We start from the raw sequence: 18,700 nt of genomic DNA, 5'->3' as shown, positions 1-18,700 counted from the left end.
CGAGTCTGCTCGCGAAAGCGGAGCGTCAGCTACGAAGATTTCGCCTGACACGACGCCTTCACGAGCAGGTTCGCTTGCAAACAGCAGGTTTTTTGCGACTGCTGTTAAGATGCCGGCTCTGCAAACAGAGCCGGCATTTATGCTTTTGCCTCCCCCCGACTGGCTAGCCCAAGCCCCCCTCGAACCGCTCCGTCTAGACTGGCTGGCAGACGCCGGCATCGAGGTCGCGATCCTGCGCCTGGACCGCATCGACCCGCTGATCAGCGGCAACAAGTGGTTCAAACTCGTCGAACACCTCAAAGCCGCCGAGCGTGCCGGCGCCGAGGGCATCATCAGTCTCGGTGGTGCACATTCCAATCATCTGCACGCGCTGGCGGCGGCGGGCAAACGGCTGGGTTTCAAAACCGTGGGACTGCTGCGCGGGCACCCGCAGGACACGCCGACAGTGCGGGATCTGCAAGCGTTTGACATGCAGTTGCATTGGCTCGGTTACGCCGGCTATCGCGCGCGGCACGAAGCGGGATTCTGGACGCCATGGCAAGCGCAATATCCGACGCTGCGTGCAGTGCCCGAGGGCGGTGGTGGACTGGCCGGCGCACTGGGTTGCGCAGCGATCAGGCAGCAGGCCGAAGAGCAATTGGCCAAGCTCGGCTGGGATGATTTCGACGCCTGGTGGCTGGCCTGTGGCACTGGCACGACACTGGCCGGGCTGGCGCTCGCCGAGAAAGGCCAGCGCTCATTGTATGGCGCGCTGGCGGTACCGGATGATCACGGCGTAGCGCCGAACATCGAGTCGATCCTCGCGCACGCCACCGAGCCTGCGGCAGACTATCAACTGATCGACGCCAGCCGTGGTGGTTTCGCCAAAGTTGACGAGGCGTTGCTGACCTTCATCGATGAGACCGAGCAAGCCAGCGGTATCCCTTTTGAACCGCTGTACACCGGCAAGGCCTTGCTGGCGCTCAAGCAGCATGTCGAAGCAGGCGAATTTGCCATCGGCACGCGTCTGATCTTTATCCACACGGGGGGCTTGCAGGGGCGACGCGGATTTGCAATGACATAGCCGATGGACGCGATCAGTACATGCCAGCGTTTCGGCGTAATGATATTTGCAACACACAAAAGTCTTATTTGTATGGTTTATTATTTCTGCTTATTTAAAGTTGTTGGTGTGCGTTGGTCTGTGGGCGTAACTCTATGTTGCTTATATCTTGTAGGTTCTTTTGGTTTGAATAGTTTGTTGTGCGTGATTATTGTTGGTTCGGCTCTTTAGTTTGTTATTAAAGATCATAATTATATTTGTAAATTTGAGTGTGAATATGAAAAGTCCGATCTCCAAGCCTCGCCCCACTACCACTACACCAAAGCCAGTGGCGCCAACCAAACCCGTAGCACCGACCAAACCAGTAGCACCAACCAAGCCAGTAGCACCAACCAAACCAGTGGCACCGACCAAACCAGTAGCACCAACCAAACCAGTGGCACCGACCAAACCAGTAGCACCAACCAAACCGGTAGCGCCGACCAAGCCAGTGGCGCCAACCAAGCCAGTAGCACCGACCAAACCAGTGGCGCCAACCAAACCGGTAGCGCCAACCAGACCAGTGGCGCCGACCGCGCCAGTAGTGCCGGTCGATACCAAGCGTCCGCCAATGCCATGGCCGACCCTTAACATCAACATCGATCCGGTGGCCTTGATTACGCTGATTCAAACACTCGGTGCGACCGTCAATGTCGATGGTTCGACCACACTGCCTGACGGTAGCGTGATTGACGTTGATAAGACTTCGATCAAGCGTCCCGACGGCATCATTCAATATGACGACGGCCGGGTAGAGTATCCGGACGGGCGAATCGTGTGGTCTGATAATACCGTTGAATATCCGGATGGCCGTATTGTCTGGGAAGATGGTACTGAACAATTGCCTGACGGAAGTGTTAAACATCCCGATGGTAGTGCGTACGACGCAGAAGGCAACCTTGTTTCAGAGTAAGTAATAACCGGGCAATATATTTATTTAAGACAGTGCAAAAAAAAACACCGCTGATTGTCATGGATCAGCGGTGTTCCGGTTATCGGCCTCAGGCGTTTTGCGGCATCTCCCCGTTGGCCAGACGCTTGTTGATGTCGGCGATCACTTCCGGCAGATCGCTGATAGTGTCGATCATGTAATGCGGGCGCGAGCTTTCAAACAGCGCGTGGATGCGCTTGCGCTCGCTGGCCAGTTCATCGCTGCCCAGCGCGCGGAAACCCTCGTAGTCCAGACCCAGCGCGTTGCCCGAGCAAATCAGCGCAACCGTCCACATGCCGGCCCGACGGCCTTCGAGAATGCCCGGCACGGTGTCGTCGATCTTCACGCACGCTGCAACATCGTCGATGCCCAGAGCGATCACGTTGGCCAACGCTTGCGCCGGCCATGGACGACCGTTGGGCACTTCGTCGGTGGCGACCACGTGGTCGGCGACGTAGCCGTTGCTGGCGGCGAGTTCGACGACTTTGTCCATCACCGCTTTCGGGTAGCCGGAGCAGGAACCGATCTTGATCCCTTGCGCGCGCAGTTGGGCGATGGCGTCCAGCGCGCCGGGAATCAGTGCCGAGTGCTCGGCGATTTTCTCGATCTGCAACGGCATGAAGCGGTTGTAGATAGCGGTGACGTCATCGTCGGTCGGCGTGCGACCGAATACCTTGCGATAACGCTCGGCCACTTGCGGCTGATCACAGAGGGTGCGGATGTGATCCCACTTGCCCATGCCCATCGGCCCACGGGCCTCTTCAATCGACACCTGCACATCGAACTCGGCGAAGGCTTCGACGAAGATCTGCGTCGGCGCGAACGAGCCGAAATCGACCACGGTACCGGCCCAGTCGAGGATCGCGGCTTGCAGCTTGCTTGGATTGGTGTAGTTCATGGCATGAATTCCTGAGTTGTAATGCAGTTCAAATGTGGGAGCGAGCCTGCTCGCGAAAGCGGTCTGACAGCGCATGTGTCGCCTGGGACGACGCTTTCGCGAGCAGGCTCGCTCCCACAGGGGATTTTTGGTGGGGCTCAGATGTCGAGCACTTCCATCTCGCGCAGCACTTCACCCACCGCTGCTACGGCCTGGCGCATTTCGTCCGGGGTGACGTGGCCGATGCAGCCGACGCGGAAAGTTTCGACCTGGGTCAGCTTGCCGGGGTAGAGGATGTAACCCTTGGCCTTGACCCGCTCATAGAAGTCCTTGAACTGGTAACGCGGATCCTGCGGGGCATGGAAAGTGGCGATGATCGGCGCCTGAATCGCCGCCGGCAGGAAGCTGCGCAAGCCGAGCTTGTTCATCTCTTCCATCAGCGCCTGACAGTTGGCGGCATAACGCGCATGCCGCGCCGGCAGACCGCCTTCTTCGCGGTATTGCAGCAACGCTTCGTGCAGCGCCGCGACCACATGGGTGGGCGGGGTGAAGCGCCATTGCCCGGTTTTCATCATGTAGGCGTGCTGGTCGTACAGGTCCATCGCCAGCGAGTGCGAGTTGCCAGCCGCGGCGGCCAGCGATTCCTTGCGGGCGAAGACAAAACCCATCCCCGGTACACCTTCCAGGCATTTGCCGGAGGCGGCGATCAGCGCGTCGAACGGCACTTTTTGCGCGTCCACCGGCAATGCGCCGAAAGAACTCATGGCGTCGATGATCAGACGTTTGCCGTGTTGCGCCACGACCTCGGCGATCTCGGCCAGCGGATTGAGAATGCCGGTGCTGGTTTCGCAGTGGATCAGCGCCACGTGGGTGATGTCAGCGTCGGCGCGCAGCAAGCGGTCGACGTCAGCGGCGGTGGTCGGTTCGTCTTCGGCGGTTTCGAAGGTGCTGAACGAGCGGCCGAGCACTTCGCAGATCTTCGCCAGACGCTTGCCGTACGCGCCGTTGATCAGCACGAGGATTTTGCCGTCGCGCGGTACCAGCGTGCCGATCGCCGCTTCGACGGCGAAGGTGCCGCTGCCCTGTAACGGTACGCAATGGTGGCTGGCGGCGCCGTCGAGGATGGCCAGCAATTGCTCGCACAGGCTGGCGGTCAGCTGGTTGAAGCGGTCATCCCACGAACCCCAGTCGACCATCATGGCCTGACGGGTGCGGGCCGAAGTGGTCAACGGGCCGGGAGTGAGCAGAATCGGTGCGGCGGTACTCATTCGTGTGTCCTCGCGAAAACGCTGTGGGATGAAGCTACGGGGCCTACGTTGCAATTCGCCGCTGCATCAATCAAATTGTTTGTTGTTATGCCAGCCATCAGTGAGGGTTATCCATGAATCTGTTTCAGCTGCGCGCCTTCGATGCCGTGGCCCGCGAAGGCAGCTTCACCCGCGCGGCTGCGCGGTTGTTCATCAGCCAGCCGGCGGTCACCGGACACATCAAGGCACTGGAAGAGCACTACCAGATCACCTTGCTGCGGCGCACCGCGCGACGGGTGGAACTGACCGAGGAGGGCACCAAACTGGCGGCGATCACCCGCGCCATGTTCGGTCTGGCGGAAGAAGCGCAGACGCTGCTTGAGGCCAATCGGCAGTTACTGACCGGGCGTTTGGAGGTGGCGGCGGATGGGCCGCACATGGTCATGCCGATGCTGGCGAGCCTGCGCGCACGCTATCCGGGCATCACGGTCAACCTGCGTCTGGGCAACGCGCAGGAAACCCTGGCGGCGCTGTTGTCGGAACACGCCGATGTCGCGGTGCTGACCGAGGTCGAGCCGCGCAAGGGCCTGCATCTGCAAGCGCTGAGCGAATCGCGGATCTGCGCGTTGGTGCCGGCGGGGCATCGCTGGGCGAATCGCTCCTCTGACGTAAAACTCAAGGAGCTGGACCAAGTGATCATGGTTCTGCGCGAGCCGACTTCGATTACCCGGCGCACGTTTGATCAAGCGTGTACACATGCGTCGATTCAGCCGCGGGTGTTGCTGGAGCTGGACAGTCGCGAGGCGGTGACCGAAGCGGTCGCGGCCGAGTTGGGTGTCGGTGTGGTGTCATCGGTGGAGGTCAGTCATGACCCGCGCGTTGTGGCGATCCCGATTGCCGGGGAAGGGCTGGTGAACCGGCACATGATTGGCTGCATGGAGCGCCGGCGCGAGTTGCGCTTGATTCAGGCGTTTTTTGATCTGGCGCCAGCCGCACCATGATCGTTCCCACGCTCTGCGTGGGAACGCAGCCCGGGACGCTCTGCGTCCCATCCAAAGCCGAACGCGGAGCGTCCGTTGAGGCATTCCCACGCAGAGCGTGGGAACGATCAGGACAGGGAGTGAGTCAGCTCAGGCTCTCGCGAACCATATCGAGAAACGTCGCCACCACCCGCCGCGAACTCTGTTCGCGCAAGCACACCAGGGTTTCGGTCAGGCGCCTCGTGCAATCGGTGATCGGCAACGCGCAGACCCGTGAGTCGGCACCGAACTCCGCCGCTGAAACCACACCAACCCCGATCCCCACTACCACGGCTTCGCGCGCCGCTTCCCGACCTTCAACCTGAATTGCCGGGCGAATGCGCAAGCCCGCTCGGGCCATTTCCTCTTCCAGTGTCTGCCGGGTCACCGAACCGATCTCACGCAGCACCAGTGGCGTGTCATCCAGATCGGCCAGACAGATCGATTCGCGCTCGGCCCACGGATGATTGCGCGAAACGAACGCCACCATCGGATCGTTGCGCAACGGCACACACAGCAAGCGTTCATCGGTTACGTCGCGGCCGAGCAGCGCCAGATCGGCCTGATAGTTGAACAGGCGAAACAGCGATTCATCGGTATTGCCGGTCTCGATTTTCACGCTGATGCCCGGGTAGCGCTCGCAGAACCGTGCGATCTGCGGCAACACGTGGATCGGCGCATCCACTGCGAGAATCAGGCTGCCGGTTTGCAGGGCCTGGGATTCCTGCAGTAATTCCTGCGCTTCGGCTTCGATCACGAACAGGCGCTGGGTGATCGCCAGCAGGCGCTCGCCAAGATCGGTCAGGCGTACGGAACGTTTATTGCGGTGAAACAGCAGCACGCCGAAGCGTTCTTCGAGTTTGCGTACCTGGTCGGAAATCGCTGGTTGCGTCAGATAAAGCCGCTCGGCGGCGCGGGTGAAGCTGCCATGGACGGCCACCGCGTGAAACGCTTTGAGTTGGGCGTGAGAGACAGACATGGTGGCTCCAGTAACAAGCTCGGCTTATGTGTGAAATACGATAAATCGATTTTATTTATTAAACAGTAATTGCTTTGATCGGCTCACGCCATCGCTGACTGCTCGGTCGAACAGCAGCGCTGGCCCATGAGCCTGTGCGTGCAACAGCAGACTCATCTGACCGTTATCGCCGAAGGGAAGGGGCGGTAACGCAGTGCTCAACAATAAAAAACACAGGCGTTTTTCTTAACGATTCTGCCGGCACACTCACACCCTGAGGTCAGAACCACCATGAACAAGCACATCGGCACCCTGGCGCGTTGGCGCGTGCAGATCTTCGCTATTACCTGGCTCGCGTACGCCGCGTTCTACTTCACCCGCAAAGCGTTTTCGGTGGCCAAACTGGGCATCGCCGAAGACCCTGATTTCACCCTCGACAAAATGGCCATGGCCAACCTCGACGCGATCTACCTGGCGGCGTATGCCCTCGGACAGTTCACCTGGGGCATGCTCGCCGATCGCTTTGGTCCGCGAGTGGTGGTGCTTGGCGGTTTGCTGATATCCGCCGCTGCGGCGCTGGTGATGGGCAGTTTCGCTACATTGCCGATCTTCGCCACGTGCATGTTGATTCAAGGTTTGGCGCAGTCCACTGGCTGGTCCGGGCTGTGTAAAAACCTTGGCAGCTTCTTCCCGTCTGAGCAGCGCGGGCGGGTGCTCGGCTTGTGGAGTTCCTGTTACGCGTTTGGTGGTCTGGTCGCCTCGCCGTTCGCCGGCTGGTGGGCCTACACGTTGGTCGGCACCTGGCACGCGGCATTCATCTCCAGCGCGGCGGTGGTCGCGGTGGTCGCCGTGCTGTTCTTTATCTTCCAGCGCAACAAACCGGAAGACGTCGGCTTGCCGGCGGTGGAGCCCGAGCCGGAACTGACCGCCGAAGAAACCGCAGCCAACAGCAAACTCAGCGTGTGGGAGCCGTTGAAGGAAATCCTGCGCAACCGCACGGTGCTGGTGCTGGGCCTGGCGTATTTCCTGCTGAAACCGGCGCGCTACGCGATTCTGTTGTGGGGGCCAGTGATTGTTTTCGAGCAGATGCCCAGTGTCGGCAAGGTCGGCGCGGCGATCATTCCCACCGCGTTTGAACTGGCCGGATTGCTCGGGCCGATCATGATCGGCCTGGCCTCGGACAAACTCTTCGGCGCTCGACGCATGCCGGCCTGCGTGCTGAGTCTGCTGGCGCTGACCGTGACGCTGGCGTTGTTCATGGCTGCGCTGAACACCGGCAGCGTGTTGTTGGTCGTCGCGTTGCTGTTCGTCATGGGCCTGACGTTGTATGGCCCGGACTCGATGATCAGCGGTGCGGCCGCCATCGATTTCGGCAAGGCCAAGGCCGGCGCCACCGCCGCCGGTTTCGTCAACGGCTGCGGCTCCGTTGGCGCGGTGCTCGGCGGTTTGCTGCCGGGCTACTTCGACTCGGTGACGGTGTTTATCGTCTTCGCCGGATGCGCGCTGTTCTCGGCGCTGGTGCTGATTCCGCACTGGAACAGTCGGCCGGTCGGCGTGATGGAGCCGCGCGCGGCGATCCCCAACTGCCCGCTGAGCGTCAAACCGCTGCGTTCCTGAAACCCTTCGCCCCGTGGCCTGCTGCGCGGTGCGCGGCAGGCTGCGTCGTGGCTTTCTGACTGGAGATTTCCCATGCGACCGTTCTGGCTCGAGCAAGCCTTGCAGGCCGACCCATCCGAGCAGTGTCCACCGCTGCAAGGCGAGGTGCGCACGGATGTGTGCATCGTTGGCGGCGGCTACACCGGATTGTGGACGGCGATCATGCTCAAGCAGCAAAACCCGGAGCTGGAGGTGCTGCTGATCGAAGCAGACATCTGCGGTGCCGGCGCCAGTGGCCGTAACGGTGGTTGCGCACTGTCATGGTCGGCCAAGTATTTCACCTTGGAGCGCTTGTTCGGCGTCGAAGAAGCGGTGCGTCTGGTCAGGGAGTCGGAGCGCAGCATCCATGCGATCGGCGAGTTCTGCGAGCAGTACGGGGTCGATGCCGACTACCGCCTCGACGGCACGCTGTACACCGCGACCAATCGCGCCCAGGTCGGCGCAACTGACGCGGTGATCGCGGCGCTGGAGCGTAATGGCATCAACTCGTTCAGCCAGCGCCCGCTTGCCGATGTGCAGCGTATGGCTGGTTCAGCAAAACACCTGGAGGGCTGGTTTTCCCCTGCGGCTGCCAGCGTGCAACCGGGCAAACTGGTGCGCGGTCTGCGCCGGGTGGCGCTGCAATTGGGCGTGAAAATCCATGAGGGTACGGCGATGACCGGACTGGAAGAGGGCCGCCCGGCACGTATCCACACGCCCGGCGGCAAGGTCATCGCCGACCGCGTGGTACTGGCGATGAACGCGTGGATGGCCCGCGCGTTTCCCCAGTTCGAGCGCAGTGTGGCGATCGTTTCCAGTGACATGCTGATCACCGAACCGCGCCCGGACCTGCTGCAGCAAATCGGTTTGACCAGCGGCGTCAGCGTCCTCGATTCGCGGATCTTCGTGCACTACTACCACAACACCCCGGACGGCCGGATCATGCTCGGCAAGGGCGGCAACACCTTCGCCTATGGCGGGCGGATGCTGCCGGTGTTCGATCAGCCGTCACCTTATGCCGGATTGCTCAAGCGCAGTCTCGCGGATTTTTTCCCGGCCTTCGCCGAGGTCAAAATCGACGCGACGTGGAACGGCCCATCGGATCGTTCGGTGACCGGTTTGCCGTTCTTCGGCCAGATGAGCTCGGCGGGCAACGTGTTTTACGGCTTCGGTTATTCCGGCAGCGGCGTCGGCCCGTGTCACATGGGTGGACAGATTCTCGCCGCGCTGGTGCAGGGCCTGGATAACCCGTGGACCCGCTCGCCGCTGGTCAACGGGCCGCTGGGTTATTTCCCGCCGGAACCGATTCGCTACCTCGGCTCGCTGATGGTGCGCAACGCCATCCGCCGCAAGGAGCGCGCCGAAGATCACGGACGCCGGCCTCGGCATCTGGACGTGCGCCTGGCCAAGTTCGCGGCGGCGGCGGGCAAGGCGGACAAAGGCTGAGGCGCCAATCAATGCTCGGCGCGGTGGCTCAGCCAGTCGAGCAACAGGCTGTCGCGCGCGGGTTCTGATTCGCGCTCCGGTGGCTGGCGTGCGTGGCTGAGGCACAGGATCGGTCGGTCCGGATCGCTGTCGAGGAAACTCACCCACACTTCACTGCCGGCACGCGGTAATTGATCGACCGCGACGGGGCCGCTGAGCCGACTCATGGCGATCGGCAGCCACAGGGCGTCGCTGGCGGATTTATTCTCAGCCGGCCACAGGCTTACAGCGACGCAGCCGTTTTCGTCCACTTGCGCAGGTTGCCCAGGCGCACCCGCCACTTTCGCCAAGTGATAACCGGCAATATTCGGGCGAGCTTGTTTGAGTGGCGGACGGAAATCGGTCGACCAGGGCTGCGCAGTGAAGTCGTTGTGATAACGCTGAACGCTTGGCGCCGGATCAAGGATCGAAGGGTGCTGCCCTTGGTGGCGCACCGCGCTGATCAGCCATTGTTCGTTGAAATGATGAATCGGGTGGTCGGCCACAAGCAGCAGCCGCCCACTGAGCAAATCGCTGCAATCACTGCGCCCGTGAATGGAGCGCAACTGGCAGCGTTGGCGTTGCAGATGACGTCGGCTGCGTTGTTCGGCGTGCAGACGTTCCGGCGATCGTGCGGGCATCGGCAACTCGGTCGAGACCTCGTTGGCGGCTTCGGCATTGCCGGTTGGCTGACCGCGATTGCGCACCGCATGCAGCATCGGTACAGGCGCCGCGCGATGCTGTTGATAGAGCGCGCTGACGCAGGGCGATGGTGGTTGCTCATCAGCATTGAAAGGGATTTCGACCGGTTCCTGCGGCAGGCTCAGGCTGTCGTCGGCGAACACCACGACGTGTCCGTCTAGCCCATGTTCGAAGTGATAGTGGATGCCTTCTTCTTCGCATAGCCGCTGCAGCAGTGCCAGATCGCTTTCTTCGTACTGAATGCAAAACGCCCTTGCCGGGTAGTGACCGACGCTCATTTCAATGCAGTAGCTGTGCGCTGGCAGGGCATGTTCTTCGAGCAGTTGTTGAATGATCTGCGGCACACTCAGGTGAGTAAACACGCGGCGCTTATGCGTTTGCGCCAGTTGCTGCAGATGCGGCACCAGAATCAGTCTATAGCCGACCCGATGCGTCCCGCGATGTTCGCAGCTGGCGCTGGAAATGACGCCGTGGAATCCGTGCTGCTCACTGAGCCGCAAAAAGGCTGGCCTGTGCAGGAAGGATCCCGGGACGATGGCCGGGGCCAGTCCGAGCAGTTCGATGTCGAAACGGTAAGGCTGGTTCAGCGCTTCCTCGCCGCGAAAACGCACCACCGGCAGGCGCAATCCGCTGTCGGTCAGCGTAAGGGTGAAGGGACTTTCCTTGTCATTGAGCATTCGAGCAGGCCCTGTCAGGCGATACGGGGTTTCAAGGGTACGAAACCGTCGGGCTGAATGGTCATGTCAAAGGCGCTTTTCAGAATCCCCCTACATGCTTTGGTGAAGATGTCGATTCCGTAGGCTGTTTTTTTGGTCGATTGCCGACTTTAGGCCGTATAAACTTGCCGCCACGCGTCGGCCAATAGATGTCTCGGCGCCACAGATCAAGAGAGTGAGTAATGGGCGCACAGTGGAAGGTTAAACACAAAGAAGCGGCAGCCAACGCCAAAGGGAAGATCTTCGGCAAACTGGTGAAGGAAATCACCATTGCTGCACGCAACGGTGCCGATACCGCCACCAACGCACACCTGCGTCTGGTGGTCGAACAGGCGAAAAAAGCCTCGATGCCAAAAGAAACCCTCGATCGCGCGATCAAGAAAGGCGCCGGTCTGCTGGGTGAAACCGTGCAATACCATCGCGTGACCTACGAAGGCTTCGCCCCGCATCAGGTACCGCTGATCGTCGAGTGCGTCACCGACAACATCAACCGCACCGTTGCGGAAATCCGCGTGGCATTCCGCAAGGGCCAGTTGGGCGCTTCCGGTTCGGTGGCGTGGATGTTCAACCACGTCGGCATGATCGAAGCCTCGCCGGACAGCCCGGAAGCCGATCCGGAAATGGCTGCGATCGAAGCCGGTGCCCAGGATTTCGAGCCGGGTGAAGAGGGCGCGACGCTGTTCCTCACCGACCCGACCGACCTCGACGCTGTGCAGAAAGCCCTGCCCGAACAAGGTTTCACCGTGCTCTCGGCCAAGCTCGGTTACCAGCCGAAGAACCCGGTCAGCGGCTTGAGCGACGAGCAGATGGCTGAAGTCGAAGCGTTCCTCGAAGGCCTCGACAACCATGATGACGTGCAGGACATGTTTGTTGGTCTGGCTGGCTGATCTGTCGCGCCAGGAATGACCTCTTCGCGAGCAGGCTGGCTCCCACATTTGCAATGCATTCCAATGTGGGAGCGAGCCGGCTGGCGAATGACCGCGCAGCGGTCACAGATTCTCCAGCACCTCGATTACTTCACTGAAACCCGGCCGCCCCAGCACATCGGCCTGACAGCAGCGTCGTTCCAGCGCCTCCAGGTGCGCGCGCCGCTCCGTACTCAATCCTGAGTCGACACGCTCCAGCAACTCCCCCAACAACACACCGAACGCACGGACTTCCAGGCGCTGCAATGCGCGCGTCTGCACATCATCGCGGGTGGCATGAAACGACGCCGCGCCGAAATCCCCCAGCAGACAATCGCCCTGATCGTTCAACAGAATGTTGTGGCCATACAGATCGCCGTGGGTAATGCCTTGGTGGTGCAGGTGCTCGGCCGCTGAGGCGATGCCTTTGGCGACGCGCAGGGCAACCTCGGCGGGGAACCGGCGATCTTCGGCATAAACATCTCGCGAGCACGAGGCCAGGCTGGGCAAACCGGCGGGATTGCCGAAGCTCGGATCAATCAGTTGCATCACCAGCCCCTGCTGTTGATCGGGATGGCCGCTGATGCGCCCTTCGACGCGGATCAGGTTCGGGTGCAGGCCTGCGGTGATGCAGGCGTTCATCTCGTGCAACGGCGAACCGTCGCTGGTCATCTCGCCTTTGTACAGCTTCACCGCAACCGCTTGCGCCGTGCCATCGTCACGCTGCCAGACCGCCCGGGAAATCACCCCGGAAGCGCCTTCGCCCAGTTGCTGTTCCATGCGCAGCGTCGACCAGTCGATCAGCGGCGTGGCCTCAAGGGCAGCGGCATCGGCTTCGGTCTCCAGCGGATTGCCGGCGTAGGCCAGCCAGGTCAGGCTCGGCAAGGTCAGCAGCCATTGCGGCAGCTCGTTGAGCTGGTTGGCGGCGATGCGCAGCAATTCCAGCCGATGGCAGTGACGCAGGGAGTCTGGCAGCGAGCGCAGGCGATTGCCGGCGAGCATGAGCTTCTGCAAAGCGGGGCGTTCACCGAGCTCGCTGGGCAGGCTTTCGATGCGGTTATCGGTGAGGATCAGCCAGCGCAGCGACGGCGGCAGGGCGGCACCGCGGACATTGACGATGCGGTTGGCCTTGAAGCCGACCATGGTAAGCGCGGTGCACTGGCCGAGGCAGGCCGGCAGTTCGCTGAACTGGTTGTCGGAGCAGAACAGCACGCGCAGGCGGGTCAGGCGATGCAGGTCATCGGGCAGGCTGGATAACGCGTTGCCGCTGAGGTTGAGCACTTCCAGCGTGTCGGCCAGTTGGAAAATTTCGTTGGGGAACTCGGTCAGCCCGCAAGACAGGTCGAGGCGGGTAATGCCGGACAGCTCGCCGGCGCGCAGTTGAGCAAGGGTGTGCATGTCTGGTTTCGCTATTGATCGGTGGAGCGACGCGGGGGCGCTGGAATGGGCGACATGATAGCGGTAAAGCGGATGCTGAACGGATTTTGAGTTGTCCCGGGATCTTGTGGGAGCGAACCTGCTCGCGAAAGCGGTGTATCAGTTAAATGAACTCTGACTGACATACCGCTTTCGCGAGCAGGCTCGCTCCCACAGGGCTCGTTCTCACAGGGTGGGGAGTCAGTTGGGTTCGTGGATTGCCTGCAATTGCCCCAACCGGCTGCGCGTGCGCGCCAGGTCAATGGCGTGACCTTCCAGGCTCTGGCCCAGCGGCAACTGGCCGAGCAGGGTCAGGTGTTTGTCCTGATCGTAGAGCACGTCGATCAGATTGATGAAGCGCTGCTGCACGGCGATCGGACACTCGCCGAGCTGCGGCAGGTCGTCGATGATCCACTGGTCGAAGCGCTGGCACAGCTGCAGATAATCCATCACTGCCGTCGGCTGTTCACACAGGTCGTTGAAGGTGAACGCGACTCGCCGGCCTTGGCAAAAACGGGCCTGAAGCTGGCGCTTGCCAACTTCGAGGGCAAGGGCCGGCGCGTCGGCTGGTGGCAGGTCCAGTGTCTGACGTTGAGCTGATGTCGCCGGCCATACGTAATGTCCTTGGGTAAATACTTGATGCGTGTGTTGACGGTTGAGCGTGCGGTAGTCGTGGACGCCGCCGACTTCCATCACTTGCATGCGCGTGTTGATCAGCTCGATCACCGGTTTGAAGCGCGCGTGATACAGCGGATTGGGCAGCAGGCCTTCCGGCGCGTAGTTGGAGGTTACCAGCAACATGATCCGCCGTTTGAACAGGGCCTTGAACAGCCGCGTGATCAGCATCGCATCGCCGATGTCATGCACGTGAAATTCGTCGAAACATAGCACCTGGCAATCTTCCAGCAGTTCGTCCAAGGTGATTTCCAGCGCGTCTTCCTCCTGGCGATGACGGAACATGCCGTCGTGCAACCGGGCAAAGAACTGATGGAAATGCAGGCGGCGTTTGCGCGTGATGGGCAGTGCCTGGAAGAAACCGTCGAGCAACCAGCTCTTGCCGCGCCCGACGGCGCCGTACAGGTACAGACTCGGCGGTGTGTGGCCGCTGTTGCCGAGCAGCACGCTGGCTTGCTGCGCCATGCAGTCGATGACTTGCTGCTGACTGCGGCTGAGGGTGTAGCCCTGGCTTTTGGCCTTGTCGCGGAAATAATCGCGGATGGTCGCGGCATGAGCATCGTGCCCGGCGCTGGCGGGCAGGCCTTTGCCGAACAGGCGGCGCAGCAACGGCCAGCGTTGGCTCAGTCGTGATCGTTTCGGCGTTCGGGCGGGCACGCGAGGCAGGCTCCTGGTTTCTCAGACCGGCTCCACAGCGAGCGCGGTGGCCCCAGTGTAACCAGAGCCCGGGCGTCGGCTCCATGAAATATCACCATCAGAACGGTGGCGACTGCTTGAGCAACTCTGCCGCCGGCGAGTCGGTCGGGCTGACCACCGCATAGTTATAGCCCGGCCCTGACCAGTAATCGGCCTGCAGATCGCCATCGCTGCGCGAGCCACGCGGCAGCAGGGTGTTTTTCGGCCCCGGTGGACGCAGGTAGAAACTGACCTTGTGGCCGCTGCCATCCTCATACATCACCATCGCCGCCGCGCCTTCATCGGTGCTGAGCAAGCGCCCGCTGACCGGCTCGAATCCGGCAGCTTTCAAGTCCGGCAAGCGCCCGGCACCGCTGAAGTAGCGGTCGAGCCAACGCTGCATGTCGCCGTCGCTGTCGACCTTGTAATCGGCGGGCAGTACGCCTTGCTGGGCGATCAGGCGATAGGCTTGCAATGCGTCAGTCATCGGCAATGGCGCAGGGCGCGCCAGGGTCATTTCCCGCGCCTGCCAGCCACTGAAACCGCCGATGCTGACGGCAATGAGCAACACCGCCGCGCTGGCCAGGTGCCGACGGGACTGCTGGCGGCGGCGCTGGCGAATCATCATCGGGTCGAGCGCCGGATTGGCCGGTTGCTGCAACGCGCCACTCAGCGCCGCGCGCAATTGCTGGGCGTCGCGTTGCCAGGCGCGCACCTGCGCCGCTTCTTCAGGGTGGCTGGCCAGCCAGGTCTCGAGCACGCGCCGATCGGCGTCGCTGAGCTGGTGGTCGACGTAGGCGTGCAAATCACGTTCGCTGGGAGGCAGGCTGATCATTTGAGTATCCGCAAGGAAGGGCTGCTGATTTCGCCGTCGCTGAGTTGGCGCAAGGCCTGGCGGGCGCGGGACAGGCGCGACATCACGGTGCCGATCGGGGCGCCGAGGATCTCGGCGACCTCTTTATAGGACAGGCCTTCCACCGAGACCATCAGCAGCAAAGCGCGCTGTTCGGTGGGCAGGCGTTCGAAGGCTTGCAGGGTCGACTGAGCAATTACCGTGCGTTCCACTGAGGGTTCGGCATCGTCGCGACCGGTGAAAAATTCCAGCATGCGCGCATAGCGCCGCGAGCGACGGTGCGCATCGAGAAATTGCCGATAGAGAATTGCGAACAGCCAGGCGCGCAAGTCGCCCTCAGCGCGTTTCTCGCCCCAGGCCGACAGCGCCCGCTCTAGGCTGGCCTGGACCAGATCGTCAGCGCTGCTGCTGTTGCGCGTCAACGACACGGCGAAGCGGCGCAATCTGGGAATGATTTCTCTCAACTGTTCGTCGAATTCGCTCATGAATTTCTGCTGGTCGCTACGCTGTGGACTAGGAAGACGCCCGTCAGCGCAGGTTATTCCCCGTGCGCAAAAATAAATACCGCGCCGTGGAATAAACCCGGACGGGGTGCGTCTTGCTGACTCTTTCCACTTGTGGCCGATGGCCTGGAGATATTCATGGTTGATCGCTCGTCCCCCAACGCTGCACCGCCCGGCAGGCCGCCGCGAGAGCCACTGAGCGCCGCGAGCCTGGTTTTACGTCTGGGCGGCATTGCCGTGATTGTCGCCGCCGTGGCCGGGGCGTTTGCCTACGTGCATGGCAACCTTGACCCACAGCGATTGACGCCAAAAGCGTTGGTTGATGTGCTGGAAAAGAACAACGGCGTGCATCCCGGCTTTCGTCGCAATCACGCCAAGGGTGTCTGCGTGATCGGCCATTTCGAAAGCAGCGGCGAGGCGCGCGCGTTCTCCACGGCACAGGTGTTCAACCTGCCGCAGACACCGGTGGTGGGGCGTTTCGCCTTGCCGGCCGGCAATCCCTACGCGCCGGACAGCGCCGTACCGATCCGCAGCCTGGCGCTGCGCTTCACCCAGGCGAACGGTCAGCAATGGCGCACCGGGATGAACAGCATGCCGGTGTTTCCGGTGGGCACGCCCGAGGCGTTCTACCAATTGCAGCAGGCGCAGTCGCCGGATCCAGCCACTGGCAAGCCCGACCCGACGAAGGTGCCGGCGTTCTTTGCTGCACACCCGGAAGCCGTGCCGTTCTTGACGTGGGTGAAGACCGCCAAGCCTTCGGCCAGCTACGCCACCGAAACCTATAACAGCATCAATGCGTTCTATCTGGTCGATGGCAACGGTAAAAAGCAGGCCGTACGCTGGAGCATGACCCCGTTGGCGCAGGACGCGGCGGGTGCCACGGCTCCTGAAGGCGCGGACTTTCTCGAGAAGGATCTGGTGCACCGCCTGGCCGCCGCACCTTTGCGCTTCCAGTTGAACATCACCCTGGCCAACGCCGACGACCCGGTCAACGATGCCAGCAAGACCTGGCCCGCAGATCGCAAGGTGCTGAACGCCGGGACTTTGGTGCTGGAGAAAACCCAGCCGCAGTTGAGTGGCGAATGCCGTGACATCAACTACGACCCGCTGGTGCTCCCGGCCGGGATTCAAGGCTCGGAAGATCCACTGCTGGCCGCGCGTTCTGCCGGCTATGCCGATTCATACCTGCGTCGCACCAGCGAAGTCAGCCAGTTGCCCGCCGCCAAACAGGAGGCTCGTCCATGAGCAAGCAACCGACGCATTTCGTTTTGCTGGCGCGCCTGCTGCACTGGCTGATGGCGCTGATGATCATCGCCATGCTGTTTATCGGCGCGGGCATGGTCACTTCGGTGTCGTCTCGCCATGAATGGCTGATTCATTTGCACAAGCCGCTGGGAATCGCGATTCTGGCGCTGGTGATCGTGCGCCTGCTGGTGCGCTTCACCACCCGCCAACCGCCGCTGCCGGATGATCTGCCGGGCTGGCAGGTGCTGGCAGCCAAGGCTTCCCACGCCTTGTTGTATGCGTTGATGCTGGTGTTGCCGCTGCTAGGCTGGGCGATGATCAGTGCCTCGGGCGAGCCGGTGATGCTGACGGCGTCGCTGCATCTGCCGTCGATTGTGCCGGCCGATGCGCAACTGTTTGCATTGCTGCGCAAGTCCCATGGCTATCTGGCGTATCTGCTGTTTCTGACGGTGCTGCTGCACTTGGCGGCGGCGCTGTTTCATGGCTGGGTGCGGCGTGACGAAGTGCTCGACAGCATGTTGCGCGGGCGCGATCGCGGCTGACCGCTTAAAGCAAAAGATCGCAGACAGGCTGCGATCTTTTGTTGTTGCAGGGGAGGGGATCAGCGCAGGGTGTCGACCATGTCGGCGAGGGTGGTCAGCACATCCTTGCCCAATTGCTTGGAACGTTTGCCCGACCAGCCGGTGATCTTGTCCGGGTGGTCGTCGTGGTCCTTGAACGGCATCTCCAGGGTCAGCGACAGGCAGTCATATTTCTGCCCGACGCTGTTGCAGGCCAGCGTCATGTTGGCCTGACCCGGTTCGTCGCGGGTGTAGCCGTAGGTGGTCTGGAAGTCTTTGGTGGTGTGCTTCAGATGGTTGCGGAAATGCTCTTCAAGCTTTTCGATGCGCGGTGTGAAGCCAGGATTGCCTTCACAGCCGGCGGTGAAGACGTGGGGAATTTCCTCGTCGCCGTGCACGTCGATAAACGCATCGACGCCATATTTTTCCATCTGCTGCTGGACGAAAAGCACTTCCGGGCTGATGTCCTGGCTGGCGTTCTGCCAGGCCCGGTTCAAGTCCTGACCCATGGCATTGGTGCGCAGGTGGCCGTGGAAGGCGCCGTCCGGGTTCATGTTCGGCACCAGATACAGATCGGCGCTGGCCAACAGTTTGTTCAGTACCGGATCATCCTGGCGCTCCAGACGCTCAATCACACCTTCCATGAACCATTCAGCCATGTGCTCGCCCGGATGCTGCTGGGCGATGATCCAGATCTTGCGCTGGCCTTCGGCGCCACTGCCTTTGCGCAGCAGCTGAATGTCGCGGCCCTCGACACTTTTGCCGGTCGCCAGCAATTCGGTGCCAGCCTTGCTCAGCGCTTGCTCGATCAACCAGTCGTGGCGGCCGCGGCTGTAGGGTTCGAAGTAGGCGAACCAGGCGTGGGTCTGTTCGGCTTCGAGGCAGAAGCGCAGGCTGTCGCCTTCGAAGCTGGTGGGGATGCGGAACCAGTTGACGTGGTCGTAGGAGGCGACTGCCTGATAGCCGGTCCAGGCCTTGTTATAGGAGGACTGGCTGGCGTTGACCAGACGAAACCAGTGTTCCTGATGCACATGCAGGCCGCTGGCCTTGAAGTGGAACCACTGAAAATGAGCGCTGCGCGTATCCGGGCGGATGGCCAGGACGGGACTGAGCGGGTTGCTGATGTCGATGACTTGGATATTGCCGCTGTCGAAATTGGCGCTGATGTCGAACGAAGATTTGGCCACGGTCATGGTCGGTTCCTGATCAGGATTTTTATGACCGGTACTTTACACGCA

General features: G+C 61.6%; 18 protein-coding genes. 8 read left to right on the top strand and 10 right to left on the bottom strand.

The genetic code is table 11. The features are described 5' to 3' along the window. Positions 1-139 precede the first annotated feature (139 nt). On the top strand, positions 140-1,063 hold the full coding sequence (locus tag BXA01_RS05935) for a 1-aminocyclopropane-1-carboxylate deaminase/D-cysteine desulfhydrase (protein ID WP_076563560.1): 924 nt from the start codon (positions 140-142) through the stop codon (positions 1,061-1,063). Positions 1,064-1,204: 141 nt separating this feature from the next. Here the strand turns inward: BXA01_RS05935 and BXA01_RS27405 are convergent, their stop codons facing one another. Further along, positions 1,205-1,642 (bottom strand): collagen-like protein, encoded by a 438-nt coding sequence (locus BXA01_RS27405; RefSeq protein ID WP_269457453.1) that lies wholly within the window; start codon positions 1,640-1,642, stop codon positions 1,205-1,207. Between the two features lie 10 nt (positions 1,643-1,652). Here BXA01_RS27405 and BXA01_RS05925 point away from each other — a divergent pair, with 10 nt between their 5' ends. After that, positions 1,653-1,994 carry a hypothetical protein gene (locus BXA01_RS05925; protein ID WP_157115955.1) on the top strand — a complete coding sequence of 114 codons (342 nt, stop codon included), beginning with the start codon at positions 1,653-1,655 and terminating at the stop codon, positions 1,992-1,994. An 88-nt stretch (positions 1,995-2,082) separates the two neighbouring features. Here BXA01_RS05925 and phnX read toward each other — a convergent pair whose 3' ends face one another. Then, entirely contained in the window at positions 2,083-2,910 is an 828-nt protein-coding gene (phnX, locus tag BXA01_RS05920; protein WP_041477139.1) for a phosphonoacetaldehyde hydrolase, read from the bottom strand. Between the two features lie 137 nt (positions 2,911-3,047). Next, positions 3,048-4,157, bottom strand: coding sequence for a 2-aminoethylphosphonate--pyruvate transaminase (locus BXA01_RS05915; RefSeq protein WP_076563558.1), 1,110 nt, complete (start codon positions 4,155-4,157; stop codon positions 3,048-3,050). Positions 4,158-4,270: 113 nt separating this feature from the next. On the opposite strand from BXA01_RS05915, the gene BXA01_RS05910 reads away from it, so the two are divergent. Next, complete coding sequence (locus tag BXA01_RS05910; protein ID WP_076563557.1) at positions 4,271-5,137, top strand: LysR substrate-binding domain-containing protein; 867 nt, start codon at positions 4,271-4,273, stop codon at positions 5,135-5,137. A gap of 124 nt (positions 5,138-5,261) precedes the next feature. On the opposite strand, the gene BXA01_RS05905 is transcribed toward BXA01_RS05910, so the two are convergent. Next, entirely contained in the window at positions 5,262-6,134 is an 873-nt protein-coding gene (locus tag BXA01_RS05905) for a LysR family transcriptional regulator (protein ID WP_076563556.1), read from the bottom strand. 270 nt (positions 6,135-6,404) lie between these two features. On the opposite strand from BXA01_RS05905, the gene BXA01_RS05900 reads away from it, so the two are divergent. Together BXA01_RS05900 and BXA01_RS05895 are read left to right on the top strand one after the other, a co-directional pair. Further along, positions 6,405-7,730 (top strand): MFS transporter, encoded by a 1,326-nt coding sequence (locus BXA01_RS05900; RefSeq protein ID WP_016775327.1) that lies wholly within the window; start codon positions 6,405-6,407, stop codon positions 7,728-7,730. Between the two features lie 72 nt (positions 7,731-7,802). Further along, on the top strand, positions 7,803-9,194 hold the full coding sequence (locus tag BXA01_RS05895) for an FAD-dependent oxidoreductase (protein WP_076563555.1): 1,392 nt from the start codon (positions 7,803-7,805) through the stop codon (positions 9,192-9,194). Between the two features lie 8 nt (positions 9,195-9,202). On the opposite strand, the gene BXA01_RS05890 is transcribed toward BXA01_RS05895, so the two are convergent. Further along, a complete protein-coding gene (locus BXA01_RS05890) occupies positions 9,203-10,591 on the bottom strand; it encodes a type VI secretion system Vgr family protein (RefSeq protein WP_076563554.1) in 1,389 nt (462 codons plus the stop codon). Positions 10,592-10,812: 221 nt separating this feature from the next. On the opposite strand from BXA01_RS05890, the gene BXA01_RS05885 reads away from it, so the two are divergent. After that, positions 10,813-11,517: a YebC/PmpR family DNA-binding transcriptional regulator gene (locus BXA01_RS05885; RefSeq protein WP_041477129.1), complete on the top strand. Its 705-nt coding sequence runs from the start codon at positions 10,813-10,815 to the stop codon at positions 11,515-11,517. 102 nt (positions 11,518-11,619) lie between these two features. Here the strand turns inward: BXA01_RS05885 and BXA01_RS05880 are convergent, their stop codons facing one another. The 4 genes from BXA01_RS05880 to BXA01_RS05865 all read right to left on the bottom strand — a co-directional run bounded on the left by BXA01_RS05880 (position 11,620) and on the right by BXA01_RS05865 (position 15,639). Next, on the bottom strand, positions 11,620-12,933 hold the full coding sequence (locus BXA01_RS05880) for a leucine-rich repeat-containing protein kinase family protein (RefSeq protein WP_076563553.1): 1,314 nt from the start codon (positions 12,931-12,933) through the stop codon (positions 11,620-11,622). A 219-nt stretch (positions 12,934-13,152) separates the two neighbouring features. Beyond that, on the bottom strand, positions 13,153-14,283 hold the full coding sequence (zapE, locus tag BXA01_RS05875) for a cell division protein ZapE (protein WP_076563552.1): 1,131 nt from the start codon (positions 14,281-14,283) through the stop codon (positions 13,153-13,155). A gap of 97 nt (positions 14,284-14,380) precedes the next feature. Next, positions 14,381-15,136 carry an anti-sigma factor family protein gene (locus BXA01_RS05870; protein WP_024013445.1) on the bottom strand — a complete coding sequence of 252 codons (756 nt, stop codon included), beginning with the start codon at positions 15,134-15,136 and terminating at the stop codon, positions 14,381-14,383. After that, positions 15,133-15,639, bottom strand: a complete 507-nt coding sequence (locus BXA01_RS05865; protein WP_016775320.1) for an RNA polymerase sigma factor — start codon at positions 15,637-15,639, stop codon at positions 15,133-15,135. Before BXA01_RS05865 ends, BXA01_RS05870 begins: the two co-directional genes overlap by 4 nt. Before the next feature lie 156 nt (positions 15,640-15,795). Here BXA01_RS05865 and BXA01_RS05860 point away from each other — a divergent pair, with 156 nt between their 5' ends. Then, the gene (locus BXA01_RS05860) at positions 15,796-16,902 is read left to right on the top strand and encodes a catalase family peroxidase (RefSeq protein ID WP_076563551.1); all 1,107 of its coding nucleotides are present in this window, start codon (positions 15,796-15,798) and stop codon (positions 16,900-16,902) included. Continuing rightward, positions 16,899-17,444: a cytochrome b gene (locus BXA01_RS05855; protein ID WP_076563550.1), complete on the top strand. Its 546-nt coding sequence runs from the start codon at positions 16,899-16,901 to the stop codon at positions 17,442-17,444. The genes BXA01_RS05860 and BXA01_RS05855 overlap by 4 nt, the downstream gene beginning before the upstream one ends. Before the next feature lie 59 nt (positions 17,445-17,503). Here the strand turns inward: BXA01_RS05855 and BXA01_RS05850 are convergent, their stop codons facing one another. Continuing rightward, positions 17,504-18,655: a M14 family metallopeptidase gene (locus BXA01_RS05850; protein WP_076563549.1), complete on the bottom strand. Its 1,152-nt coding sequence runs from the start codon at positions 18,653-18,655 to the stop codon at positions 17,504-17,506. Positions 18,656-18,700 lie beyond the last annotated feature (45 nt).

This window comes from Pseudomonas sp. B10, assembly GCF_900156235.1.
Classification (GTDB): Bacteria; Pseudomonadota; Gammaproteobacteria; order Pseudomonadales; family Pseudomonadaceae; genus Aquipseudomonas; species Aquipseudomonas siliginis.
Note: the sequence above shows the minus strand (reverse complement) of the source record. Positions and strands in the feature narration are given on the sequence as shown.

What these genes read in the sequence shown, in the direction of transcription:
- BXA01_RS05935 (WP_076563560.1), top strand. Translation starts at nt 140, where the DNA reads ATGCTTTTGCCTCCCCCCGACTGGCTAGCCCAAGCCCCCCTCGAACCG.
- BXA01_RS05925 (WP_157115955.1), top strand. Translation starts at nt 1,653, where the DNA reads ATGCCATGGCCGACCCTTAACATCAACATCGATCCGGTGGCCTTGATT.
- phnX (WP_041477139.1), bottom strand. Translation starts at nt 2,910, where the DNA reads ATGAACTACACCAATCCAAGCAAGCTGCAAGCCGCGATCCTCGACTGG.
- BXA01_RS05915 (WP_076563558.1), bottom strand. Translation starts at nt 4,157, where the DNA reads ATGAGTACCGCCGCACCGATTCTGCTCACTCCCGGCCCGTTGACCACT.
- BXA01_RS05910 (WP_076563557.1), top strand. Translation starts at nt 4,271, where the DNA reads ATGAATCTGTTTCAGCTGCGCGCCTTCGATGCCGTGGCCCGCGAAGGC.
- BXA01_RS05905 (WP_076563556.1), bottom strand. Translation starts at nt 6,134, where the DNA reads ATGTCTGTCTCTCACGCCCAACTCAAAGCGTTTCACGCGGTGGCCGTC.
- BXA01_RS05900 (WP_016775327.1), top strand. Translation starts at nt 6,405, where the DNA reads ATGAACAAGCACATCGGCACCCTGGCGCGTTGGCGCGTGCAGATCTTC.
- BXA01_RS05895 (WP_076563555.1), top strand. Translation starts at nt 7,803, where the DNA reads ATGCGACCGTTCTGGCTCGAGCAAGCCTTGCAGGCCGACCCATCCGAG.
- BXA01_RS05890 (WP_076563554.1), bottom strand. Translation starts at nt 10,591, where the DNA reads ATGCTCAATGACAAGGAAAGTCCCTTCACCCTTACGCTGACCGACAGC.
- BXA01_RS05885 (WP_041477129.1), top strand. Translation starts at nt 10,813, where the DNA reads ATGGGCGCACAGTGGAAGGTTAAACACAAAGAAGCGGCAGCCAACGCC.
- BXA01_RS05880 (WP_076563553.1), bottom strand. Translation starts at nt 12,933, where the DNA reads ATGCACACCCTTGCTCAACTGCGCGCCGGCGAGCTGTCCGGCATTACC.
- BXA01_RS05870 (WP_024013445.1), bottom strand. Translation starts at nt 15,136, where the DNA reads ATGATCAGCCTGCCTCCCAGCGAACGTGATTTGCACGCCTACGTCGAC.
- BXA01_RS05865 (WP_016775320.1), bottom strand. Translation starts at nt 15,639, where the DNA reads ATGAGCGAATTCGACGAACAGTTGAGAGAAATCATTCCCAGATTGCGC.
- BXA01_RS05860 (WP_076563551.1), top strand. Translation starts at nt 15,796, where the DNA reads ATGGTTGATCGCTCGTCCCCCAACGCTGCACCGCCCGGCAGGCCGCCG.
- BXA01_RS05855 (WP_076563550.1), top strand. Translation starts at nt 16,899, where the DNA reads ATGAGCAAGCAACCGACGCATTTCGTTTTGCTGGCGCGCCTGCTGCAC.
- BXA01_RS05850 (WP_076563549.1), bottom strand. Translation starts at nt 18,655, where the DNA reads ATGACCGTGGCCAAATCTTCGTTCGACATCAGCGCCAATTTCGACAGC.